This is a genomic window from Staphylococcus sp. LKG3-1 (assembly GCF_048568385.1).
Taxonomy (GTDB): Bacteria; Bacillota; Bacilli; order Staphylococcales; family Staphylococcaceae; genus Staphylococcus; species Staphylococcus saprophyticus.
The window spans coordinates 1,389,310-1,414,023 of record NZ_CP183796.1; the positions used below are offsets into that span (position 1 = coordinate 1,389,310).

The 24,714-nt window shown below is 30.4% G+C and carries 26 protein-coding genes and 2 pseudogenes; 13 read left to right on the forward strand and 15 right to left on the reverse strand.

Going from position 1 to position 24,714, the window contains the following annotated elements:
• The first annotated feature begins 269 nt into the window (after window positions 1-269).
• A complete protein-coding gene (locus ACM595_RS07000; protein WP_041079224.1) occupies window positions 270-572 on the forward strand; it encodes a PadR family transcriptional regulator in 303 nt (100 codons plus the stop codon).
• 10 nt (window positions 573-582) lie between these two features.
• Entirely contained in the window at window positions 583-1,746 is a 1,164-nt protein-coding gene (gene chrA / locus ACM595_RS07005) for a chromate efflux transporter (protein ID WP_019467791.1), read from the forward strand.
• A 214-nt stretch (window positions 1,747-1,960) separates the two neighbouring features.
• Here chrA and ACM595_RS07010 read toward each other — a convergent pair whose 3' ends face one another.
• Window positions 1,961-3,403 carry a sucrose-specific PTS transporter subunit IIBC gene (locus ACM595_RS07010; protein WP_041079226.1) on the reverse strand — a complete coding sequence of 481 codons (1,443 nt, stop codon included), beginning with the start codon at window positions 3,401-3,403 and terminating at the stop codon, window positions 1,961-1,963.
• 126 nt (window positions 3,404-3,529) lie between these two features.
• Window positions 3,530-4,105, reverse strand: a complete 576-nt coding sequence (locus ACM595_RS07015) for an N-acetylmuramoyl-L-alanine amidase (RefSeq protein ID WP_002482463.1) — start codon at window positions 4,103-4,105, stop codon at window positions 3,530-3,532.
• Between the two features lie 236 nt (window positions 4,106-4,341).
• Between ACM595_RS07015 and rsp the strand changes: the two genes are divergently transcribed.
• Both rsp and ACM595_RS07025 read left to right on the forward strand, forming a co-directional pair.
• Window positions 4,342-6,447: an AraC family transcriptional regulator Rsp gene (rsp, locus tag ACM595_RS07020; RefSeq protein WP_069826182.1), complete on the forward strand. Its 2,106-nt coding sequence runs from the start codon at window positions 4,342-4,344 to the stop codon at window positions 6,445-6,447.
• Window positions 6,448-6,604: 157 nt separating this feature from the next.
• Window positions 6,605-6,952, forward strand: a complete 348-nt coding sequence (locus ACM595_RS07025) for a DUF4889 domain-containing protein (RefSeq protein WP_069826181.1) — start codon at window positions 6,605-6,607, stop codon at window positions 6,950-6,952.
• A gap of 181 nt (window positions 6,953-7,133) precedes the next feature.
• Here ACM595_RS07025 and ACM595_RS07030 read toward each other — a convergent pair whose 3' ends face one another.
• Both ACM595_RS07030 and ACM595_RS07035 read right to left on the reverse strand, forming a co-directional pair.
• Window positions 7,134-8,408 carry a cation:dicarboxylate symporter family transporter gene (locus ACM595_RS07030; protein ID WP_069826180.1) on the reverse strand — a complete coding sequence of 425 codons (1,275 nt, stop codon included), beginning with the start codon at window positions 8,406-8,408 and terminating at the stop codon, window positions 7,134-7,136.
• Window positions 8,409-8,895: 487 nt separating this feature from the next.
• Window positions 8,896-9,252, reverse strand: a complete 357-nt coding sequence (locus ACM595_RS07035; RefSeq protein ID WP_081326491.1) for a DUF3139 domain-containing protein — start codon at window positions 9,250-9,252, stop codon at window positions 8,896-8,898.
• Window positions 9,253-9,630: 378 nt separating this feature from the next.
• Here ACM595_RS07035 and ACM595_RS07040 point away from each other — a divergent pair, with 378 nt between their 5' ends.
• From ACM595_RS07040 to ACM595_RS07050, 3 genes are all read left to right on the forward strand, one after another.
• On the forward strand, window positions 9,631-10,071 hold the full coding sequence (locus tag ACM595_RS07040) for a MarR family winged helix-turn-helix transcriptional regulator (protein WP_037537787.1): 441 nt from the start codon (window positions 9,631-9,633) through the stop codon (window positions 10,069-10,071).
• 247 nt (window positions 10,072-10,318) lie between these two features.
• Complete coding sequence (locus ACM595_RS07045) at window positions 10,319-10,687, forward strand: Hsp20 family protein (RefSeq protein ID WP_069826178.1); 369 nt, start codon at window positions 10,319-10,321, stop codon at window positions 10,685-10,687.
• A 36-nt stretch (window positions 10,688-10,723) separates the two neighbouring features.
• Window positions 10,724-11,158: an Hsp20/alpha crystallin family protein gene (locus tag ACM595_RS07050; RefSeq protein ID WP_011302459.1), complete on the forward strand. Its 435-nt coding sequence runs from the start codon at window positions 10,724-10,726 to the stop codon at window positions 11,156-11,158.
• Between the two features lie 213 nt (window positions 11,159-11,371).
• On the opposite strand, the pseudogene lip reads toward ACM595_RS07050, so the two are convergent.
• From lip to ACM595_RS07070, 4 genes and pseudogenes are all read right to left on the reverse strand, one after another.
• Window positions 11,372-12,634 (reverse strand): annotated as a pseudogene (lip, locus tag ACM595_RS07055) (YSIRK-targeted triacylglycerol lipase); the annotation flags it as partial.
• A gap of 568 nt (window positions 12,635-13,202) precedes the next feature.
• Complete coding sequence (locus ACM595_RS07060; RefSeq protein ID WP_081327055.1) at window positions 13,203-13,682, reverse strand: YSIRK-type signal peptide-containing protein; 480 nt, start codon at window positions 13,680-13,682, stop codon at window positions 13,203-13,205.
• Window positions 13,683-14,045: 363 nt separating this feature from the next.
• A complete protein-coding gene (locus ACM595_RS07065) occupies window positions 14,046-14,585 on the reverse strand; it encodes a GNAT family N-acetyltransferase (RefSeq protein ID WP_069826177.1) in 540 nt (179 codons plus the stop codon).
• A gap of 327 nt (window positions 14,586-14,912) precedes the next feature.
• On the reverse strand, window positions 14,913-15,737 hold the full coding sequence (locus tag ACM595_RS07070) for a formate/nitrite transporter family protein (protein WP_069819737.1): 825 nt from the start codon (window positions 15,735-15,737) through the stop codon (window positions 14,913-14,915).
• Window positions 15,738-15,931: 194 nt separating this feature from the next.
• Here ACM595_RS07070 and ACM595_RS07075 point away from each other — a divergent pair, with 194 nt between their 5' ends.
• Window positions 15,932-16,333 (forward strand): Rrf2 family transcriptional regulator, encoded by a 402-nt coding sequence (locus ACM595_RS07075; protein ID WP_011302455.1) that lies wholly within the window; start codon window positions 15,932-15,934, stop codon window positions 16,331-16,333.
• Window positions 16,334-16,355: 22 nt separating this feature from the next.
• Window positions 16,356-16,556 (forward strand): annotated as a pseudogene (locus ACM595_RS07080) (family 1 glycosylhydrolase); the annotation flags it as partial.
• A 306-nt stretch (window positions 16,557-16,862) separates the two neighbouring features.
• Here the strand turns inward: ACM595_RS07080 and ACM595_RS07085 are convergent.
• The 3 genes from ACM595_RS07085 to ACM595_RS07095 form a co-directional block, all read right to left on the reverse strand.
• A complete protein-coding gene (locus tag ACM595_RS07085; RefSeq protein WP_037537755.1) occupies window positions 16,863-17,039 on the reverse strand; it encodes a hypothetical protein in 177 nt (58 codons plus the stop codon).
• Window positions 17,040-17,125: 86 nt separating this feature from the next.
• A complete protein-coding gene (locus ACM595_RS07090; RefSeq protein WP_069821560.1) occupies window positions 17,126-17,599 on the reverse strand; it encodes an SRPBCC family protein in 474 nt (157 codons plus the stop codon).
• Window positions 17,600-18,193, reverse strand: coding sequence for a DNA-binding protein (locus ACM595_RS07095; RefSeq protein ID WP_069826176.1), 594 nt, complete (start codon window positions 18,191-18,193; stop codon window positions 17,600-17,602). It lies immediately after the preceding gene.
• Between the two features lie 142 nt (window positions 18,194-18,335).
• Here ACM595_RS07095 and ACM595_RS07100 point away from each other — a divergent pair, with 142 nt between their 5' ends.
• The 3 genes from ACM595_RS07100 to ACM595_RS07110 are packed head-to-tail and all read left to right on the forward strand — an operon-like array spanning window position 18,336 to window position 19,200.
• Window positions 18,336-18,674, forward strand: coding sequence for a PadR family transcriptional regulator (locus ACM595_RS07100; RefSeq protein WP_041079233.1), 339 nt, complete (start codon window positions 18,336-18,338; stop codon window positions 18,672-18,674).
• Entirely contained in the window at window positions 18,664-18,960 is a 297-nt protein-coding gene (locus tag ACM595_RS07105) for a hypothetical protein (RefSeq protein ID WP_228160965.1), read from the forward strand. Before ACM595_RS07100 ends, ACM595_RS07105 begins: the two co-directional genes overlap by 11 nt.
• A gap of 15 nt (window positions 18,961-18,975) precedes the next feature.
• Window positions 18,976-19,200: a hypothetical protein gene (locus tag ACM595_RS07110; RefSeq protein WP_419744238.1), complete on the forward strand. Its 225-nt coding sequence runs from the start codon at window positions 18,976-18,978 to the stop codon at window positions 19,198-19,200.
• Window positions 19,201-19,753: 553 nt separating this feature from the next.
• Here the strand turns inward: ACM595_RS07110 and ACM595_RS07115 are convergent.
• The 4 genes from ACM595_RS07115 to ACM595_RS07130 all read right to left on the reverse strand — a co-directional run bounded on the left by ACM595_RS07115 (window position 19,754) and on the right by ACM595_RS07130 (window position 23,166).
• Window positions 19,754-20,269: a YceI family protein gene (locus ACM595_RS07115; RefSeq protein ID WP_002482445.1), complete on the reverse strand. Its 516-nt coding sequence runs from the start codon at window positions 20,267-20,269 to the stop codon at window positions 19,754-19,756.
• A 178-nt stretch (window positions 20,270-20,447) separates the two neighbouring features.
• The gene (gene adcA, locus ACM595_RS07120; RefSeq protein WP_373995834.1) at window positions 20,448-21,953 is read right to left on the reverse strand and encodes a zinc ABC transporter substrate-binding lipoprotein AdcA; all 1,506 of its coding nucleotides are present in this window, start codon (window positions 21,951-21,953) and stop codon (window positions 20,448-20,450) included.
• A 211-nt stretch (window positions 21,954-22,164) separates the two neighbouring features.
• Window positions 22,165-22,770, reverse strand: coding sequence for a DsbA family protein (locus ACM595_RS07125; RefSeq protein WP_002482443.1), 606 nt, complete (start codon window positions 22,768-22,770; stop codon window positions 22,165-22,167).
• A gap of 27 nt (window positions 22,771-22,797) precedes the next feature.
• Window positions 22,798-23,166 carry a cystatin-like fold lipoprotein gene (locus ACM595_RS07130; protein ID WP_037537751.1) on the reverse strand — a complete coding sequence of 123 codons (369 nt, stop codon included), beginning with the start codon at window positions 23,164-23,166 and terminating at the stop codon, window positions 22,798-22,800.
• A gap of 277 nt (window positions 23,167-23,443) precedes the next feature.
• Between ACM595_RS07130 and ACM595_RS07135 the strand changes: the two genes are divergently transcribed.
• Window positions 23,444-24,676 carry an aminoacyltransferase gene (locus ACM595_RS07135; RefSeq protein ID WP_041079235.1) on the forward strand — a complete coding sequence of 411 codons (1,233 nt, stop codon included), beginning with the start codon at window positions 23,444-23,446 and terminating at the stop codon, window positions 24,674-24,676.
• Window positions 24,677-24,714 lie beyond the last annotated feature (38 nt).

Consider the following 24,714-nt stretch of genomic DNA (forward strand, 5'->3'; position numbering starts at 1 on the left):
AGAAGAGAATTGCAATGTTCAAATTGCATTTCTCTTTCTTATTTATTAAGTAAAAATATTCTCATATATCAAGTAAAGTGGCACCAACGTGTTAGAGATGAAATAGGTAATACAATTAAAGATTTTAGTAAAAACATCAAGTAGATACTTGATGTTTTTTACTACTACTTCACTGATTTCAAACTTAATAAATTAATTGACAAGAGTATTTACACATATTAAAATCGAATTACGATATCGTAATTCGATTTTAAGTAAGGAGAGATATATTGAAAAGTAAAATACAACGAAAACTATTTTTAGGATTTATCTATATCCATATATTACATCATGCAAAAGAAGATAAAATATATGGGGCTTGGATGATTAAAGAATTAGAAGAACATGGTTATAATATGAGTCCTGGTACCCTTTATCCAATATTCCATACACTAGAAAACGAGAACCTTTTAAAAAGTACCACGAAAACTGTAAATGGAAAAAATAGAAAATACTATTCAATAACTCCAGAAGGTGAAAAGTTTTTAGAAGAATCTAGAGAAAAATTAAAAGAGTTAACCAACGAAATATAAGGAGACCTTTATGTATAAATATATAAATATTTTTTTTGTTGCATTAAAACTTGGTTTATTATCATTCGGTGGACCTACTGCCCATTTAGGCTATTTTTATGATGAATATGTAAAAAAAAGAAAATGGCTTGATGAAAAAGAGTATTCTGATTTGGTAGCACTATGCCAGTTTTTACCTGGCCCTGCAAGTAGCCAAGTAGGTATTGGTATAGGAACTATAAGAGCCGGCATCGGAGGAGGTATTATCTCATTTATCGGATTTACGCTCCCATCTGTAATTATACTAATGATTTTTTCAGCGCTATTTACAAATAGTGATGTAAGTTTCACTTGGATGCAAGGTTTAAAACTAGTAGCTGTTGCTATTGTAGGCCAAGCTATTATAGGAATGGGCAAAAAATTAACAAATACCAAAACCACTATTGCATTAGCATTATTTGTTCTTATATTATCGTTAGTAATAAATAATCTTTATATACAAGTCATTGCACTATCAATAACTGGTGTATATGGTCTCATCTTTCTAAAACAAACATCAACAGATAGAACCAAAATAAAAAACAAATCATTTAAGTTACCTAAAAAATTAGGTTTTGTTTCATTATTATTATTCTTTTTACTATTAACTGTATTACCTATCGCTAGTTCTATGACAAATAATCTATGGTTAAAAATGTTTGATAGTTTTTATAGATCAGGTTCTTTAGTTTTTGGAGGAGGACATGTTGTCTTACCTTTATTGAAAAATGAGTTTGTACCATCAGGATTAATATCACCCGATAACTTCATAACGGGTTATGCTGCTGCTCAAGCTGTACCCGGACCGTTATTTACGTTTGCTTCATACATTGGTATGTCTATGGAAGGGATTGGAGGAGCAATTTTGGCTACTATTGCTATTTTCCTACCAGCATTTCTTTTGTTATTTGGAATTTTGCCATTCTGGGATAATATTAAATCTAATATTTATGCTGAAGGATTTTTAAAAGGGATAAGTGCAGGCGTAGTCGGTATTCTTATTGCTGCTTTTTATAACCCAATTTGGACTTCAACGATTAAATCAGAATTAGATTTTGCTTTAGCCAGCTCATTGTTCATATTATTAATGTATTTTAAATTGCCTTCTTGGGCTATTGTTTTGATAGGTATTATTTTAGGTGTTTTATTTTATTAATATAAATCAATGAATATAAACAATAATTAAAATACTTATATTCTATACGAGTCTGGGACATAAATCCCAGGCTCCTTTTATAACTTTATAAACTAAACACTATAGACAATATTAATTTATTTAATATTATTTATGCCATTTAAAGAACAAAATTTGTGCCATATAACTCCAAAACTGACAATGTTTTCAACTTGTAATCTATAACAACTTTTAGCTATTTTGAAATGGCTTTATTCCCTTTTCTATAAGATAGCCCATATGTTAATCCAAATGCTACGATAAAGGCGATTAACATGCCTATCCCATAATGTAACCAGCCATTATGTTGGCCACTTATAGAAATAAAACCAGGGATTCCTGCCGTACCTAACGCGATTGCTTTCACTTTAAAGAAAGATATATAGGCTGCTCCTATACCTGAACCTACTATCGCACCAATAAAAGGATATCTAAGTTTTAAGTTAACACCAAACATAGCTGGTTCGGTAATACCTAATAATGCTGATATACCCGCTGCAGATGCGACGCCTTTAAGTTTTTTATTTTCTTTAACAATAAAGAAAGCTGCTAGTGCTGCTGCACCTTGCGCAATATTCGACATTGTCGCAATTGGGAAAATAAATGACCCACCTGTTGAAGCACTATCTGCAATCAACTGTGTTTCAATCGCAATAAAGCTATGATGCATACCAGTAATTACAATAGGCGCATATAATAATCCGAAAATCAGACCGCCAATCGCACCACCAAATTCATACAGCCATGTTAAACCATCTGACAACCAATAGCCTAATGTCCGTGTAATTGGTCCTACAAATGAAAATGTAACAAATGCAGTAACTAATATAGATAATAATGGCGTAAGTAAATTATCTAAGACAGTTGGTACTACTTTACGTAGTGCTTTTTCAATTGTCGCAAGAATATATGCAGCCACTAACATAGGAAGCACTTGCCCCTGATAACCAACTTGGTTAATGTCTAAACCAAAGAGATTCCAGTGAGGGATTGCCTTACCTTCTTCTACAGCTTTCGGATAATCATAGGCATTCATTAAATCGGGATGTACCAATATCATCCCTAAAGCTGCACCAAGAAAGGCGTTGCCTCCAAACCGCTTCGCAGCACTAAAACCTATTAATATAGGTAACAATGTAAATGGTGCATTAGCAAAGACATTGATCATCTCAGCTAGCCCTTTAAACTGGTTATGTACGTCAATTAATGATTGACCATCATAAAAAATACCTGGTGCTGTTAAAATATTATTAATACCCATTAATAGACCACCAGCTACAATTGCCGGTATGATTGGTACAAAAATGTCCGATAACATTTTGACAAATCGCTGAAATGGATTCATATTTTTATTACCTTGTGCTTTCACTTCAGAAGTTGTAGAAGCTTCTTTACCTGTTATGTTTTCTAATTCATTAAACACTTTATTGACAGTACCAGAGCCAATAATAATTTGATATTGACCACCTGTTGAAAACGTTCCCTTAACGACATCCATATCATTCAATACTTTCTCATCAACTAAACTTTCATCCTTAAGAACAAGTCGTAAACGCGTAGCACAATGCGCCATTGCGTCTAGATTGTCTTCTCCTCCTATTGCATTTAATAGTTCTTCCGCAGACTTTTTATAATTCAATTAAATCCCTCCTCATTAAATGGAACCGGTACCAAAAATCTTTATCCTTATTGTAACCGGTTCCAACTAAGAACGCAATATCCTACTTTAATTATTTATTATTACATCTATGGCAACTACAACATATTACCCTACCGTTTTTAATTCTTCATCTGATATATAACTAGCATAGGACTTAATTCTTTCAATAAAATAATCTTGTAATTTTTGTATCGTTTGCTGATTTGTTTCTACGTTACCTAAATGAATTTTCCACGCTCGTGCAGGACATTCAGTGTCAAAAAATTCCTTATGCAATCTCACTGTTTCACGGTTTATAGGTAAATGATATTTGTTCAATATAAGTGCAGCCATTTTGAAACTAGCTTCTTCATTTCTCATAAATGCCTCATCATCTAAAACACCATTTATTTTAGATTGGCAACGTTCTATACCTACATAATGTGAATTAGCAAATGCGTTACCACAGTGCCATTCTATATATTCAGATGGATGAAACCAATAGCACGTATTAGCGTCTACATAGAGACATGCCCAGCCTTTCTCTAATTCATTTCTATTTATTCTGCGCTTCAACCACTCAATGTATGCTTTAGCTGTATAATTTTCAGCATCATCATGAAGTACTACGCCTAATACTTGTAATTTAGGTTCTGTGATCTTTTCTGTTTGTCTATAAAATTCAGAATAAATATGTTCCATTGTGAATCCTCCTTCGTATTTTTGAATTCATTTTAAAAATTAACTCTCTTCATTCGGAAAAATTATCCAACCTTAAAATTAAATTGTGGTAAATTTAATTTTAAGCTTTAAATCACTTTGTAAGATTTAAAATTATTTATATTTAAAGGATTAAAATTTTCAACTTTTTATAATATAATGTATTTTGTTCAATATATTTATAGCATGTTATTTTATTATCAGGAGTTGCTTTTACGATGGATAATACAACTTTATGTATTCATGAGTATTTAAACACCATTACACGCCGTTGTATCAATCAAGTGATCTTATTGTTTTCACTGAGTAATCATTTAGACATAACTTTAAATGGAAGAAAAATCTCAGCTGGAAATAACATTATTATCATTAACCATAGTGATTTATATCAAATATCGAATGCACAACAAGTAGTTGAAATATGCATACCTATTAGACATTTTATAAAATTAGAAAAACACTTTTTCAATTCCAATTATAATTTTAAATTACTAAATTCTGAACCATATTTAAAATATCAAATTTTGACAATGGCGCAACAATTAAACCAATCATTTACTATTGATACTTCTCTAATGACAGAAATTATCACGAAATTAAACAAAGAAGCCAGAGTCGAATATGATACGCCTTATATTCCAACGATAGACACTGAAAATAGTTTATTAAATAAAATTACTGAATTTATTAAAGCTAATATTTCACTACCTCTTTTATCTAAAGACGTGTCCAAATCATTCTATATCTCGGCATCTTATATTTCAATTCTGTTCAAAAAACATCTAGGCATGAGTTTTAAAAATTATATTACGAGCTTGAAAATTGCCCTTTCACTTTCCGAACTTGTTCAGAATAAGCAAACCATTTATCAGGTTTCCGAACAGTTTGGTTTTAATCATTATTCAAACTATACGCAACAATTTAAACATTTTATGCAAATGACACCAAATGAATTCAGAAAAAATGTTCAATCTAATCCTAAAATGATTGTTCAACTTGTTAATGAAGATATTAGCCAGTATCAAAGTGCTATAGATACTTATACCTCAGATAAACCGCAGACCATAAATCAAATCAACATTGAGTTAAATCAATTAACTTTTAATGATGCTATTAAATCACCTACTGTTTTTATACACGTTGATAATTTGATGGATATTGTGCAATCTGACTACAATACAAAGTTTAGCTTTAAAGATTTAACGAATGCCTATATTTTAATAAATAATAGTCGTAATTTAGCATTAGAAAATCTAAGTCTTACAGGTATGATTGACTTTATCGATGCTTTATTTTCAAATTATGTTGGTATTGCCATAAGAATTAAATCCTTAAATCAGTTTGATGTCATCGAGGATAGTATCTTTCAATTTTTAAAATATAAACCTGAGTACGTCAAACAAAATCGTGATTATAATTTCCTATTGTTACTAGATGCGACACATTTATCTCTAACAGATATTAATCGTTTATACATTAAAATCAAAAATTTCAATGTGAAGCTCAATATTAAAGTTGGCATCACAGTTGAAGGTGTCATAGAGCAGACACACTCATTAAAGAATGCGTCAAAATTATTAAATCGGTTTAATTTTGATTTTCATTTCATCGATATTGAGCAAGACAACGTACAAACATTACTTAACAAAAAAAGTACGCATTTCAATAACTCAATGAGTCATTTTGAATACTATAATAAACTCATCGAAGAAACACAAATTGATGCTTCAAAATTTGTTTATACGAAATTATCTAAAAAAGGTTTTTTACTTTATGACGGAAAACATCCCTTACAAATTACAGATTTAATGTGCCATATGCTTATCATGTTAAAAAGAGGTAGTGGCGTCGGCTATGAATTAATACGTAAAGAAAAATATGATATCGCCTTAATGAATAACCATGGTATTTATGAACCATTAATGTACTTATATCAATTTGTTAAACCTTTCATTAGTAAATATACAGCCATTCACCAAAACTATATTATTCTGCATGAAGATCATTCTATTCATCTTTTATTGTTTAACGCACCATATCAAAGATCATCAACACAAGATGTTCAAAAATTCATTTTAAAAGAAAAACATCTACCAGCTAAAACAACGTTGTTCATTCAAACATTGAACAGAGAGCATGGATTTGTTGATTATGCATTACCTTCTTCATTTAATGACACTTATATTGAAAGATCATTATTACGCTATATTGAAGATTCCACAATTCCTAAAGCTGAAATAAGACACTTCTCTCGTTCAGATTCACCATTATACTTCACTTTACATCATGATGAATTGAAATATATACGTATTTTACCATCTTAGAATCACACTAATGTTAAACTTAACTTAATTTACATCTCAATGAATCTGTACAATTATAGATTATTAACACGGTATCTGAATCATTTCATTTTGAATGGCAATGTTATAGAATGTTATTTGTAACAGAAACAAATAGTTTGAAAAGGAGCGTTGCACATTGAAAAATAGTAAAGTATTTGCTATATCGTTAAGTGTAATCATGTTAGTTATAGCTGTTATATTGATTATAATGATGTTCACAAGTGGACAAAAAGAAACTTATTACGGATATATGAAAGATGCTACGACAGCTGATAAAGTCATAAGTGAAAAAGATCATAAAATTGAGAAGAATGTTAAGTTACCATCAAAGTCTGATTTTTCACCTAAAAAAGGAGACTTTGTTAAATTAGTAAAAGCTGACGGTGACGACACTTATAGTAAGATGGAAGTTGTAGATCATGACGATATTCCACATGGCTTAATGATGAAAATCCATGATATGGGCGGCATGAAGGGTATGTAAATATATTTTCCACATATCAAATTCGATATACTAAAATAGCTATGAAGAAATCTATAGTAGTAGATTTTTTCATAGCTATTTTTACATTTATAGAAATATGTCTCGTTCAAACTAATTATAAAAGCGTGAGAAGTAAAGTCAGTTTAGGAACTAAATGGTTTTCCACAACCGCTTTTTATAATTAAATCGATTTTAAATATGCTTGTCCTTTTTCTTTATCATAAGCATTCTCCCATTTTGCTATAACAATTATAGACAATGCATTCCCCATGACATTTACGCATGTTCTAACCATATCTAATATACGGTCAACACCTATAATTAACGCAAGTCCTTCTGCTGGTAAGCCCATAGATGTCAATGTTGTTATCAATACAACTATAGAAACCCCTGGTACACCTGCCATACCTTTAGACGCTACCATCAAAGTAACCATCAACATGATTTGCTGCCCTATGGACATATCGATACCATACATTTGTGCTACAAATAATGCTGCAATTGATTGATATAATGCTGATCCATCTAAGTTAAATGTATAGCCGATTGGTACGACAAAAGAGGTAATGTCTTTCGGTGAGCCAAAGCGTTCCATTTTTTGCATTATAATAGGTAGCACTGATTCAGAACTAGAAGTTGAAAAAGCTAAGATTAATTCGTTTTTCAAGATTTTCATTAAAGCAAAAATACTGACACCACATATTTTTGCAACAATGCCTAATATGACTACTACAAAAAATATCATAGCGCCTATAACAACTAATAATAATTTTAACAATGGAATTAGTGCTGATGCACCAAACGTCATAATCGTTGTACAAATAAACGCAAACACACCAATAGGTGCAAGTTTAAGTATCTTGTTTATCATCCAAAAAACAGCTTCTAATGTACCTGATAAAAAGAGCTTTACAGGTTTAGCTTTTTGACCTATTGTCGATAAAGCAATACCAAAAAATACTGCAAAGAATATAATTGGTAACAATTCACCACTTGTCAAAGCTTCAAAAATATTGGTCGGTACAATATTGACAATCGTATCTATAAAATGGTTGCCATATGTAGATTGTTCTGCAGCTTTTGCTGAACTTTCATAATGACTTATATCCCCTTTAGGTAACTTATTTGGATCTAAGCCTGCGCCTGGTTTAAAAATATTAGCAAATATAATGCCTAATCCAATAGCAATTGTTGTTATAATTTCAAAATAAAGAATTGTTTTAAAACCATAACGACCCACTGTTTTAGATTCACCAACATTAGAAATAGATAAAGCTAGTGAACAAAATACTACTGGTATCACTATCATTTTTATTAAATTTAAAAAGATGTCCCCAAATGGTTTAATATAATTAGCAACGTCACTATGACCATAGAGCAATAAACCTACTATGACACCTAATACCAAAGCAATCATAACTTGCATTGGTAAACTTATTTTCTTAAATATTGTCATGATGTTTCTCCCCTTTTATAATATCGACTAATTATACCAAATTAAATCTTTTTTACACATCTATTTTTTCTACATTTTAAAACTTTATACACTTAAAATAACTTAATTCATTTTTAATTATTATTTAAGTTACATAATTAAACCTTTACGACAATCAATACAAAGGCTTTAACAATAACATGCTTTTTTTCTTAACTTTAACTCTTTTTAGTATATATAGTAATTATGCGATGGAATTGAAATTTTTCTATTTAATTTTATATTTGAGTAACATAAAAAAACCATACTTCTTATATATTTAAAAGCCAGAAATTCTAACAAAACAGTATATTTACAAAAAAGAACGAATCCATAATAAATGGATTCGTCTTTTTTAAATATTAACTTTTAAGCGTGCTTGATAATCTACAGAAGTAACTCATATAATCATTTGATTTCTGTGTTATTCCTATTTTTAAAGGCTTTCATACTTCAGCTATTTTATGAGCTAATCCTTAGGTTTGTAATCTTGTTTAAATGCATTGTGCTTCGCATCTTTAACATTTTTATTCGTTTCACTATCAAAACCTTGAACTAATATGCCTTTATAAGTACTAATCGGTTGAACAACATAAGTGTATTTTGGATCATCCTTAAACTCTACTTTTTTATAATACAATCCTTTTTTGGCACTATAAAGTGTCTTTTCTGTCTTAATTTTTTCTGTTAAATGCTTTTCGTCCATATAATGGTCAACTAATTCCAAATTTTTATGACCTTGATACGTTCTCATACCAAAGAAAAATACGATAGCAATAATCAGTGATATGACCAATAGCCCTATGATTTTTAAAAATGTTTTCATCATTAAACTCCTTTTATTAAAACATAACCTTCTATAAACAATGATTAATCATAATTGTTGTAACTTTTTTATACATAAAACGATATGTATATATTAAAATCCATAATGTTATTATTATGACTGATTACAATTCATTAATAAAGTATTAAAGCACTTTTGTAACAAAATCTTCTTAAATTCATTACTCATTATAAGTAAATTACGCCCTGTCATTTGTTAAGAATAAATCCTATCAAATGAGTTGGTTTTCTATATATTGTTTTGCATTATGTATTATATATAAAATATTATAACGAGAGTGTAAAAGAGGCGCACAACTGTTGCTTGACAATAGACAACGTTCATAATAAGGTTAACTTTCATAAGGGGTGATTTATAATGGAGGAAAAAGACAACACGTTAGAACGACAACTATGTTTTCTTTTTTATGTTTCTTCTAAAGAGATAATTAAGAAATATACATCTTATTTAAAAGAATTCGATTTAACATATACAGGCTACATTGTTTTATTGGCAATCGGAGTGGAAGAAAAATTAAATATTAAAACACTAGGTGCACGTGTTTTTCTAGATTCAGGTACACTTACACCATTATTAAAAAAACTAGAGAAAAAAGGTTACGTGACTAGAACACGTGAAATTGATGATGAGCGCAATTTACAAATAGCGCTTACAACAAAAGGTAAAGATATTAAAGAACCACTTTCTAATATATCTAAACAAGTCTTTAGCGAATTTGATATGGAAGTTGATGAAGCGATTGACTTAAAAGAAACATTACAAAATTTTGTTAACAAGCATTTCCAACAAAATATTTAATTTACGATGGATAAGTTAAAGTTAGAAGTACATTTTATAATTATTTTTGACTTTACTTATCTTTTTTTAACTACCACTGTATTTCACTATTTTTGCCATATGTAGTTGTATAAATCTATTTACATATATTTATTTAATGAACGCCCTATTACAAGTGGTGTTTTTTTATGTCTAATGCTTTGACTTTGACTTTCTTTGACTATAGTATTATACTGTAGTTGTAAGGTTAAAGGAGAGGTGATTAGAGATGATACAAAATACCAGTAATCTTCCACAAGATTTATTAGAAAGTTTATTATCAAATCATCATGAATTCAAAGTAAACGTTTATCAGTCAGATAATCAATACACAGTTGAAGCTGAGCTCCCTGGTTATCAAAAAGAACATATTTCAATCAATTATGAAGATAAAACACTAACAATTACTGCAAAACATTCAGATGCACAGCAAGATGAGATGACATATCTTATCAAAGAGCGTAGTACTGATGAACAAAGCAGACAATTTATATTCAAAAACATCGATACAAATGCTATTAAAGCCACAATGGATGATGGCATTTTATCTGTTATGCTACCAATCAAACAAACAAAAACACAAATTTCAATAGACTAAATTTTTATAAAATAATATTTAAAGGAGAGATGTACGATGGCTTTTGATATGAGACCGTTTAACAATTCATTTTTTGAAGGAAATCCTGGAGATTTATTTAAAGATTTTGGACGTCAGTTTTTTGAGCAATTCCCAGATAGTACAAGCATTAAATCAGACGTAAAAGAACTAGATAATGCCTATGTCGTGGAAGCTGAACTCCCTGGTTTTCAAAAAGAAAATATTAGTTTACAGTTTGAAAACAATGTTTTAACTATTGAAGGAAAACAAGTTATTGAAAACAATGAGGAAGATGAAGCAGGTCGTCTAATTCATCAAGAACGTAGTACGAGCAACGTCAAACGTCAATACCCATTTGAAAATGTTGATGAAAATGCTATTAAAGCTTCATATGAGAATGGCATGTTAAATGTAACATTACCTAAAAAAACACAAGAAGAACGTTCTTCATCTAATATTCAAATAGACTAACGATAATGAACGTTTACACGAGTTAATTTTTATAGTAAAAATCATAACGGTAGAGTCACTTTATTGGTGACTCTACCGTTTTTCTTTATGTTGATCTATTGGGTTTCCCCTACTTACACATAAGCTAATAATTAAGGACATATAAGCATATTAAAAAACCATCTCCAAAAATTTATGGAAATGGGCAATAACTTTATTTAGCTTATTGGTAGTTTAGACAGCTAGATTTCTATTTTCGGATTCGTCTACGCGCATTAAATGATCAACAATACCAGTATAAAATTGTTCTAATTCTTCACCAGTGCGTTTATAATCTGTAGGATCCATACCAACAAAATCCATATAATCCCAATCCTTTTTAACTGGTAAGACTTGCCAAATACCTTTTTCATTAGCTGAACTAATATCTGTTACATTTTTATAGGCTTGTCCATTTGGATATAAGGATGAAATAGTAGGTACAATACCATCATTTAATCTCAATTGCTGATTCTTATCTTTACCAATGATCCGACTTGTTAAATCCATTAGTGGATATTGTCTAATATTTGGAACATATTTGCCAGATAATGTTGCATGTGAAGCTTCCCCAGCATATGACGTATAAACAATATTAGGGTTCAGTGAGGTATTTTGATTTAATTGTTCCGAACCTTCGGCTGTTAAGTCGGTTAATGCATTATCCTTTGTATCCCATAAAAGACTATTCTTTATACGTTTTGAGTATTCGATATAACTTTCATTTGGATGCTGTTTGAATCCCCATTGACTAAAACCTAAATCTAAATTTGAAAAACGATTACCGCTGACTTTACCAATATCATTTAGTATTTTTTTCGCAAAGTCACGATTACCTAAATTATCAGATGCGGGCGAACCATTATGAGGTGTTACTAAAGTGGTTATAGAAGATATCATATTATCCTTTTGCCCTTTGAAAAGTGGTGAAATCTCTCCACCATGTTCCTTTTGATAAGCTATTTCTTCGGGATTACCGTAACGTAACATTTGTTCAAGTAGACGAATGGTTTGACCACCCATACTATGTCCAACTAAATGAACTTTTTGACCTGGTTGCCATTCTGGCATCACGCCAGTATATGTACGTCCGTATCTATCATGACCATATTTTTCAGCATGTGCTTGACCATAATCTACACGACCGCCTTTGATATAATAATAAAGTTCCGTTGCTCTATCATGGTTACTACTGAAAGTACCAACTGTAGCTTCATGTACTTCATACCCTGACTTTTCAAATTGCTCTTTGATATGGAATTTATCCCCACACCAATAATTAGGGTAAAAAACAGGTCTATTTTCACCTACGCCACCAAAGAAACCGTTTACTAAAATCAGCGGGTATTTGTTTTTATATTCACCTTGTTTTGCAGTTTTTGAATCTTTAAGTAACTTATCCGCTTCTACTTCTTCAGCATCAGCACGTTTTCGAGGTGTAGCTGTTTCATTTTCAACTTTATCTTTTGCTTTATAAGAACTATCTTTCGCGTTTGGATCTAAATCTACTTTTTCTGTATCAAATTTTTTTTTGTTTTTAAATTATTCTTATCGCCATTATTTTCTATACGTTGTGGTTCTTGTGTTGTTTCATCTTCTGTGAGGCTTTGTTGGTCTTGTTGCTCATTTTTTGTGTCTTCTTTTGAATTAATATCAGGCGCAGTTTCTGGTTTAGCTTTATCTTCTGATGAAGTTGGATTCGCTTTTACGTCTGCTTGATCATCTACTTTTTCATTTTTAACATTTGATGTTTCTGTTGAATCTTCTTGAGTTTCAACTTCCCATGATTGACGTTTTTCTTTTTGTTCATCACTTAAATTAGATGAACTTGCTTGATGGTCTATCTCACTATCATTTTCATCAGCCGTTGATTGTTTATCTGCTGTATTTTCATTTAGTTTACCTGTATCAACTTTATTATCTGATGAATGCTTATCAGATGCATTAGGAGTACCCTATTCACCATCTTTTGCTTGAATTTGTTCTATTGATGGATTAAATTCTGTTTTTTCTGAATTTTCATCTTCTACTTTATTGCTATCTTCTTTCTTTTCTTGATTATCATTGTTTTGGTTTGATTCAGGAATTTTTCCGTCTTTATATCTTCGGTCGAATTTTCTTGATTAATTGGTGGTTGTTGAGATTTAGACTCTACTTTTGTAGACGTATTTGAGCTATCATTGTTAGCTTGTGATTGGTTTGTATTTTGAGATTCATCTTGTGGTTGTGCTTGAAGATTTTTTGTTTGGTCATCCGTTGATTTGACATCAGTAACACTACTTGCGTTTTCATTTGTAACTGACGGCGATATTGGACGATTTGACTCGTCTTTCGCTGAAGTTTGTTCATTCTTTAATTCATTACTTGAAGATTCACTTGCAAATGACACATTTCCGCTAGCAATAAAAAATGTAGCCGCTAATACAGATACTGTGCCGATAGAATATTTTCTTATACTGAATCTTTGCCTCGAATTACCATTTTTTTGGATATTGTTTTTCTTCAAAAAATCACCTCTAAATTATTTTTTGTGAAACTACATCCCTTGTTAATAATTTCCGCAAAAATTATAAATAACTGTATATATAAGATAATATATTTTATATTGAAGTAAATTAATTTCTATTATTAATACATTTCTTTAATGCATAATTGATCAAAATCTCATTTAAAAAGCAACTTTTGTATAGTTAAATGTAATTGCTAATCATTGGAAAAATTAAGGTTTATTTCTTTATAAAATTAAAAGTAAACCTAAATGCGATTTCGATATCATTTGTTGTGTTTATCAGTTTTATCTTATATAAAATCATCAAAAAAGGAATCCTCTTATTCAACTAATAAAAGGATTCCCTGATTCATATATTTATTAATGGAATGGTGGTTTTCCCAACACATCTTCATCGAATCTTTCTGGTATAAGTACTTTTCTCATGATAACACCTAAATCGCCATCTTCACTTTCATGTTCATCATAAATTTCATATCCACGTTTTTTATAAATATCTAGAAGCCACGGGTGTTTACGGGCTGAGGTACCTAAAGTTACAGCTGGTACTTTAAGTGTATCTCGTAAAAATGTTTCTTCTACATATTTTAACAATTTACTACCTATCCCTTTACCATCATATGAAGGCTTAGTTGCAAACCACCACACAAATGGATATATGGAAATACGTCGTTTACTTTCCCATGGAAAACGCACTGTTATAGTTGAAATGATTTCTTTATCATCTTCTAATACAAATGTAGTATTTTTTGTTAGATTATCTTTTACCAAAGCTAAATCAGCATTGACAGATGGCCAATCAATTCCCAATTCTCTTAATGGTGTAAAAGCCTCATGCATAAGTTGTTGTAGCGCTTCTGCATCTGACTCTGTTGCAATTCTTATATTGTAATCAGACATGTTGTCACTCCTATCATTCCCAAGCTTATTAAGTCATTAAAATAAAATGATTTTCATAAACTTACTTTTAAATTATATAAATACAATATGTCTTCTTTATAATCGAGTCAATTGATATGTTTTAGAATATAGATCCAATACATACGTGAAGGCAAAGCAATCACACTTTGCTATCATGTTTTCGTGAATCTACGTCAACATTAATTGCTGTTTATAGCGTCACAAGTGTTAAAGCTATTGTGTATACATTATGTATTTGTAAATCAATCAGTTATAGCACTATTGATTAAATTTTAGAGATACTAACTGTTTTCATAGATGCTCATTTTATGATTTACTATGCCAACTATCCCTTCTACCATTCAAATATGCATAAACTAAACCTACGAAAATACCTCCACCGATAAAATTACCAATAAACGCGCAGACAATATTTTTCAATACATGTAACCATGCTACCGCGTCGAAATCATAAAAAACCATACCTGAATACAACCCAGCATTAAACACAACATGCTCGTATCCCATAAATACAAATACAATCACTCCACAAGCGATGAAAAATGCTTTGGATAAACCATCTTTAAATTGAATTGATACATAGATGCCGATATTAATAAAGAAATTACAAAAAATCGCTTTTACTAAAATCGCATACCAACTACTATCAATGGTTTTGCCGTCGACCATACTAGTTAAGCTACTGATCATTTCTGGTGTCATAATAGGTGTGAATTTCATTAATGCAAAAAGTATAAAACCACCGATTATATTAAATAAGAAACAAACCAACATAATACCTAACGCTTTATTCATACCAATGATTTTATAATACCATCCCACTGTCAGATACATAAAATTACTAGTTAATAATTCTGAATTAGTTAACACAATCAACACCAATGCTAAACTAAAAGAAATGGCGCCCATCAGATTCACTAAACCTTCATTCGTTCCTGCAAATTGTGTTTTGATACCTAGCATAAATACTGTAACAATAGCTAATAGAAATCCTGACATAATGGATTTTAGTGCATAGCGTCCTGGAGTTTGACTAAACATGACTTCTTTCATTTGTACTTGATTATTAATATTTTCAATTGTTTCTTTTGACGTATATGTATCGTTTATAGACTTGCCATTATCAACCATAAATCATTCGCACCCCTTATCAATTTTTAAAAAATCAAATTTTCCTAACAATATTATTATAAGAGTTTATACCTATACTTAATAGTCGTTTTAGAACATTTTATTAAATTAATACATTGCACGTTTAAATAATATATCGTAAACTCTACTTGTAACTAAAATTTACACAAGCACTAGCAAAAGGAGTCTTAATCTTGAACACTCAATTTTCTGTGTCCATACACATTCTTACACTATTAGCCACTGAAAAAGAACCAGTGTCTAGTCAATATATAGCAGATAGCATCAATAGTAATGCCACACTAGTTCGTAAAATATGTCGTTATTTAAGAGACGGTCATTATATTCAAAGTAGTCAAGGTATCTCGGGATACAGTCTATCTTCTTCCGCAAATGAGATTCACTTAGGCGACCTATACCAGCTTATCTTTTCAGAAACAATGCATTTCGCAAAAATTCATAAAGATACCAATCAACATTGTCATGTAGGTAAAAATATTAGCCATGCGCTAGATGAAATTTATAGTGAAGTTGATACAACCATAATTAATAAACTAAACACGTATACAATCCAATCGGTCATTGATCATTTTTAAAAATGCTTACGTAACTTACTTTTTAATGGGTTATACACCATGGAGAATCATTGATATTATTTCATTTACAACTGGAGAAATGAAAAAACGTTATGGTCTCATTTATGTAGATAGAGATAATGAAGGACATGGTACTTTAGAACGTAAGAAAAAAGCTTCCTTTGATTGGTACCGTAATGTGATTAAAACAAATGGTGAGTCCCTCAATCAATATGATAAATAAAACAGCCTGAGACAAAATAGATGTCTCAGGCTGTTTTCAATTAGGCAGTAGATGACTGACTTAAAATATAAAGACTCACTTGTTTAAAGAAATGATTTTTCCATTCCCATGGAAACGAGACGCTCTAATGCATAAGCCAAAGCCTATATACCACATGAAATTTCTAGAAAGACATATACATGAGCATTAGTTCAGGTGAACCTTTATACAAGTCATCGTTGCCTTGATTGCATAGGTGGGAGTACGAAATCTCTATTAGAAAATTTGATTTCTGCCCCTCCCCTTTTTGGTTAAACAACTATAGTATTATTGTTTAAATTTACTTAAAAAATGTAGACCATAGGCAAAAATACCATATCCAGCTAATGTACGTAAGAACCATTTAAATGTATGACTACTTAAGGTTTTTTCATTTAATAATAGTGTAGGAATTAATGTACTAAATGAATACAAACCAAGTACTTTCATGTAACGTTTATTCAATACACACACCTCTTTTCAATACTATTATATCGAAAAACGCTAAATGATTACTATGCCAATTCCAACATTTTTTTGAAGTTTTACTGTTATAAAGTTTCTAATAATGTCTCTAAGTTATCAAACGTACTATTCATACCTTCTTCGACACCCATATCTAATAATTGTTGTGCCGCTTTAGGGTCGGGTAATACAGCAACTGAAGTAAGTTTTGCTACACCATTATCGTTATCTTCAATATGAATCGTATTGTGCATACCAGCCATTTTTTGATCAATATTACCATCTTTATCTGCAAAATAATCATTATAATCAATCAGCGTGGGTTGTATCACTTCGTTATATTGCGTTACAGTATAGCTCGTACCTTGTGGTGCGCGTATAGCAAAAAAGGCATTCCCACCCGTTTGTACATCAAATTCATACACTTCTGTAGTGGCACCTTGTGGGTGAAACCATTTTTCAAATAAATTTTGGTCTGTATATGCTTTAAAAATTTGTTCTGCAGTAGTTTTAAATTCCCTCGTAAATATGATGTTATTTTCTACAATTTTTACACTCATTTATGATTCTCCTTCATTCATTATTATATATGATGTTATTGATTTAACTTTGGCATCTTTACGGTGACTTGTAAATTCAAACATATCAGCAAAATAAATCGTTGTACCATTTTCCAAAATCTGCGTACCATGCAATGCACCAGATTTACCGTGACTTATATTCATTTTCACATCTATGGATACAATAGTTTCTTTGTGGTCTTCAAGCTCTTGATAAAATGCGTCAAATCCAGTTAATTGAAATGCGTCTACTACTTCCCATTTAAAGTCCTCTGCAACGATCGCTTGCAATTTGTCTTTATCCACAAGTGCTGAGCCAATTAAAAAATCTAGCATGACTCTTCTCTTAGGTGCGTTATCACATTTCAAATCACCAGTTAAGTTAAATGGCACATCAAATCCAATATCCTCTTTAAAATTCATGTTATGTTTTTTCAAATTATCTTCCAATATATCCATTGCTTTCGGTCCTACACCATGTATTGCTAATAATGTCGTTCTATCATATCCAGCAACATCTTCTAATGTTTTTACCCCTATATGGTGTAATGCATTCGTCGCTGGTTTCCCTATTTTAGGTAAATCTATCGTCATTTTATCAACCCCTTCTTTTTAATAGCTATACCCAATTTAAAAAGTGATTAATTTTTAAACAACTATCTTTTATTGAAAGATAGTTGACCTTAATCAAAATTTATACTATCTTTTATTATAAGATAGTGAAAAGAGGGATTATATGTCAATATCTGATCAAATGATGAAAGGATTGTTAGATGGAGCTATTTTAGGTTTAATTGCACAAGGCGAAACATATGGCTATGAAATATTAGACAAATTAAAATCACAACAATTTCCAGAAATCAGTGATGGCAGTATTTATCCAGTATTATTACGCTTAAATAAAAAAGGTTATGTTACAAGTGTTTCTAAAAAATCGATGACTGGTGGACCTAAACGTAAATATTACTCAATTACTGATACTGGTAAAAATGAATTAAATCAATTTAAAGCAAATTGGCATTATTTGAATAATGGTATGAATAATTTGATGAGGAGTGTAAACGATGTTAACTAAAAAAGCTGAAGATTTTTTACTAAAGCTGCGTATCGAATTATTATTTCGTGGTAAAAACGAAAAAGATGTTAACGCGATTGAAGAAGAATTACGTGACCATATTACCACTGCTGAAGCACAAAACGAAAATGTCGATGACTTATTGAATACACCTATAAAAAACTATGCCGACACATTTTCAAAGGAACTAAATTTAACACAAGGTATTTATAAATATATATTTTATTTCATTTCTTTCATGATTATTATGGTAGTCATTCCTAGGATGCTTGATAACTCATTTTAACTAACGTTAGCGCTCATGCTTTATATACTATTTATATTTATAGGTTCTTTCGTACTTATATTATTTGTCATTAAAAAATTAATTATGACATGGGGAGATAGTAAAAAGACTTATATTGCTGTTGGTTTTTCATCAGCTATCGTCTTCGGTATTTATATATTAAGTGAGTATTTATTACGACATTATCCAATATTTATTTTTTGGTCACCTAATCAAACTACTAATTTTATTATTGCATAATACTTTTATTACTAACAATGGCCATTTGCTTGCTATTAAAGAAAAAATATTTTGCTGGTCTTATTTTAATCTTATGTCTGCCTAACATAATAAGCAGGATATTTACTGGCGGCGATTACTCTAATAAAAATTTCTTAATCATTTCATCTATTGTATTAACAATTATCTCTTTATCTTTCATTGCTTATATTGTTGTACAATATTATCGTGACAAAAAATCAACCGACAATAATTAAATATAAAAAGCTACTCGATTAACAATTTGTTTCAAATATAGACCAAGCTACTACATTAATTTTGTGTTAGTTTGGTCTATTTTTATATCGTTTGCGTAATTCAATGTAATAAACATTATGGCTTTTTAATTTAGATATTCTCATGTTTTTAATGTATTGGCATTTATTTGGACCGACTCCTACGGGAAAAGCACTAGCCGAAGACTACAGGTTATGGCAGTGCCAACGGAAAGCGTGCACAAAAAAACTGCCGACAAAGTCAAAGACTTTGTCGGCAGTCTGAACCTACTCGATAATCTAGTAGTTTTTTATATAGTTTAGTCTTCTAATGCGAATTCTAAACTCACTTGGAATTTCACATCTTTACCAATCATTACGCCACCAGTTTCAAGTGCTTGGTTGAACGTGATACCATATTTTTCGCGGTTAATTGAACCGTTAACAATAAATCCAACCGTTGTTGCACCGTTCATTGGGTTTTTACTTTGGCCTTCATATGATAAGTCAAAAGTTTCTTCATTCGTTTCGCCTTTAATTGTTACATTACCTGTGATTGATTTTTCATCTACTTTAGTAATTTCAAATTTGATTTCTGGATTATTTTCTACATCTAAGAAATCTCCACTACGTAAATGCGCATCACGATCATCTACACGTGTATCAATAGAGCTCGCATTAATTGTAAAATCACCTTTAATTGTACTTAAATCGTTAATGTCGCCATCAATATTTGCATCAAACTCTGTAAATCTACCTTTAATATTTGAAATCATTAAATGTTTTACTGAAAATTCTACTACTGAATGTGCTGCATCGAAATTAAATTTTGTCATTATCACTATACCTCCAAAGTATTATAAGTTTTATTGATACATTTATTATACCAAGTATATAAAATACATCAAACAAAAAGCTTAAATATTTTCTTCTAAATTCATTATTCCCATTTCTGAATAAAGTATTCATTTGAAGATTCAAACAATTGTGAAGGTTTATTGAAAATTATCATTCTTAATGAGCTAACATTTCCTCTTTAATTTCCTCGCTATTTAACGAATTTGGATAATATGTTGGCCAATTATCTAATTCTTTTAAAATCTTATCTTTATTATTGCCCATAAAAATATGGAAATGTGCAGCTTTTTTCGGTGCAATATTATGATCACTGAACTGTACATATTTAGGTAAATGACTATTTTGATCTACTAATTTAAAAGTATATCTCACACCTCTGTTACCTTTTTCATATTTTAAAATATCTTTGCCATCATATACATATTTCCCAGTTTCTTTTTTACCATCTTTTTCAAACGTTATTGTATCGTTTGAAATAGTAATATGACTTATATCTGTTTTATAACCTTTTTCATAATATGACTTATATGCTTTAGCAGACATGGAATCATCATCTTCTGCTTTATGTTCCATAACTTCATCCAAAGTACCATCTTTTAAGTAAGGATAAACTGATTGCCAGTTGCCTTTATAATCACCCAATGTTCTATCTTTAACTTGGCTATCTTTAAAATAACCGTCAGAAATCGCTTTATCATATTTACTCTGTTCCTTATCGTCTTCAGTTTGAATAGAATCACTCAATGCTTTATCCATATTTGTAATATTTTTCTTCATCAATGATTGATAACTCAACTTATGATCTTGTTGCTGCGATTTATTTAAAGATTCCATATTATAAAATTTTAAAGGTTTTGCCTCTGTTTCTTTACGTATTGTGTCTGTCACTTTATTTGATACATTATCTTCATAAAAAATGTATTTAGCTCCAGAATCTTTAATTTCTTTCACAATGTTCGACAATGATTTTTGTGAAGGATCTTCAGCATTCATATTTTGTACACCTTTTTGAACAAAATCATATCTTTCTGCAAGATATCCAATAGATTCATGAGATATAAATATCGTATTACCTTCTTTATTTTCAGTAATAGATTTCAAATCTTTATCTATTGCTATTAAATCTTTATTTAATTTTTCATAGTTTTTTTCATATGTTTTCTTGTGTTTAGGATCCTTCTTAATTAGTTCATCTTTAATCTCTTTAGCAAATGTCTGATCAAATTTAGGATCTAACCAAACATGAGGATCGTATCCGCCATGATGGTGATGTTCATCATGGTCATGTCCTTCTTCCTCATGACTATGTTGGTCCGTAAGCAATTGAGATTTATCTAATTTATCTTCAAGTGCTAATTTTTTATCATCTTTTTTAATTGTACTTGCTACTTTTTTAGCAACTGGATCTAAATTATCACCAGTATATAGAAATAAGTCCGCTTTTGATGCATTAATTATATCTTTTTGTGTAGGTTCGTAATTATGTAAATCTGTTCCAGCTGGGTAGATAGAATTCACCTCTACGTGTTTACCACCTATTTGTTCAGCAAATGACTTCAAAGGGAAAACAGTTGTATTTATTTTTATTTTTTCATTCGATTTTGTATTATCGGACTCTCCTTTTCCACAACCGGCTAGAACTACCATGAATGCCAGAACCATAATACTAATGTATGTAATTTGTTTCAATTTTAAAACCTCCTAAATAGTAATTGTTACGATTTATAATTATATGCTTTCTTCCCCATAAAAACAATACTAAATATAAAATTTTCGTAATTATTACGATTTAATGCCGAGAAAAAACACAGACAAGTAAAATCAAAAATGTGATTATACTTGTCTGTGCTCATTTCAACTTTTAGTTAAATTTCTACTCTTTTTCTAATATTTTTTTGTAATTCTCAAAATCATAAGGATCTTCTACTTTTTGGCCATGGACGAAAACAGTAGGCGCTGTTTCAATATGGTTATCTTTATATTGCTTTTGATCCTTTTTTGCAGCTACCCAAGATTTACTGTTTTCTTGTTTATAGTCGTCTTTGATTTCTTTTTTAAGCGTCGTATTAATTTTAAGTTTATCTATTTGTTGATCAACTATTTGATTTGTAATCCATGCTTTTTCTGAATTAGGTTGTTGTTTAAACATTAATTCTTGAAATTTTAAATATTGTTCTGGTGCTAGCCTTTGTACAGCATGACCTGCTCTTGAACCAATAATAGAATCATCACCTAAAAATGCCATATTAACAAATTGATAGTCCACTTTATCTGTATCAATATAGTGCTTTTTCAATTTTGGCATTACATTTTTTTCGACTTTTTTACAATATGGGCACTTAAAATCTCCATACTCAATAATCTTTATTTTCCCATCAGACGTTGTTTTATCATCTTTATGTGTATCTTCTGGGTTGGTACAAGCAGTTGCTAATACAAGTGTAAGCACTAGCACGATTGATAACCATGCTTTTTTCATTTATTACACCTCAATTTCATTTACTCGTTATTCGTCTAAATCCATATTTTCTTCTTTATAGTCTGGGTCATGTTTCTGTATATAGCCTTTTGAATTAAAATCTTTTTTAAATGTTGTTTTACCATCTTTATATTCATAAGCATAATAATGAATCTCTTCATCATTCTTAATAGGTTTATAGGCAATGATTACAAATTTGCCTTTTTCATATACATATATATTGGCATCTTTTTTGTCAAATTTGCGTTCAATATCACCTTTGTGTTGTTCTGCAAGTTTTTTCTGATAATGTTGTTGTTTATTTACTGCTTTATCTATTTTATCTGCATATTTACCACTACTACACCCAGCAATCATTAATGTAGAGATGACAATTAGCGTTATAATCTTTTTCATACTTTATTTCACTCCTAAAACAATCCTCTTTTTAAATTAAATACTTTGATATACATTATAACCGTAAGTAATATCATACACTGAATTAGCAAAATGTACTATAGTATTTTTAAAGTATATAGCCTACCAATGTGATACACTATTTAATAAAAATATTTTTAATATTACAATCTGTTTTTTTGTAAAACATGGTATTTAATAGTAAATTTGGTATACTACTTATAAGTTGTCCAACTCAATTTCAAAATAAACGTTGCCATTTAAGGAGGCAAAATATATGTTCTTTGTGAATCTTACCCCTGAAGAATTCCAAACATTCACACAAAATCACTTTTCACATTACACACAATCACGTGTTAATTATGAAGCTCAATACAATGCACACTTGTTAGGTGTTAAAGACGACAATGGCGAAGTCATTGCTGCTGGTATGTTTACAGAAGCACGCGCGCTAAAATTCTTTAAATATTTTTATAGTCAACGTGGACCTATCTTAGACTATACCAATTTGTCACTAGTTGATTTTTACTTTAGCGAATTAACAAAATATCTTAAACAACATAATTGCCTATACGTATTACTTGATCCGTATATCTTAGAAAACTTGAGAAATGCTGATGGCGAAATCAAGAAATCTTACGATAATCGTATGCTTATAAGCACTTTAGAAAAACTAGGTTATAAACATCAAGGTTATCCTGTAGGTTATTCAAAAACGAGCCAAATACGTTGGCTATCTGTCTTAGATTTAAAAGACAAATCAGAACAACAATTACTTAAAGAAATGGATTACCAAACGCGACGTAATATCAAACGTACTGAAGAAATGGGCGTTAAAGTACGTCAACTTCCTATAGAAGAAACCAATCGCTTTTTCAAACTATTTAAGATGGCTGAAGAAAAACATGGCTTCAGCTTCCGTGACGAACCATACTTTGAACAATTACAAAAAGATTATCAGAGCTTTGCTTCAATACAATTAGCATATATTGATTTAAGCGAATACGTTAACGGCCTTAAACAAAAACTAGACACATTAAATCATCAAATGAAAGACGTGGAAGCTGCATTACAAGAAAGTCCAAATTCTAAAAAACAAAAAACGAAACAAACACAACTTAATCAACAAATTGTCAGTACACAACGCAAAATTGATGATACTAATAAGACAATTACGACGGATGGCCCAGTCTTAGACTTAGCAGCTGCTATCTATATTTATAATGATTATGAAGTATATTATTTATCTAGTGGTTCTAATCCAGACTATAATGCCTTTATGGGTGCTTATAAGCTGCAATGGGAAATGATTAAATTTGCAAAGAATCACAATATCGATCGTTATAATTTTTACGGGATCACTGGTGACTTTAGTGAAGACGCCATTGATTATGGCGTTCAACAGTTCAAAAAAGGCTTCAATGCAGATGTTGAAGAATATATTGGAGATTTTGTTAAGCCAATCAAACCATTACTCTACAAACTAGGAAAACGAATTGGAAAATTATAGCCTCATTGTGTAACTATGAAATAAAAAAGGTTTAGGAC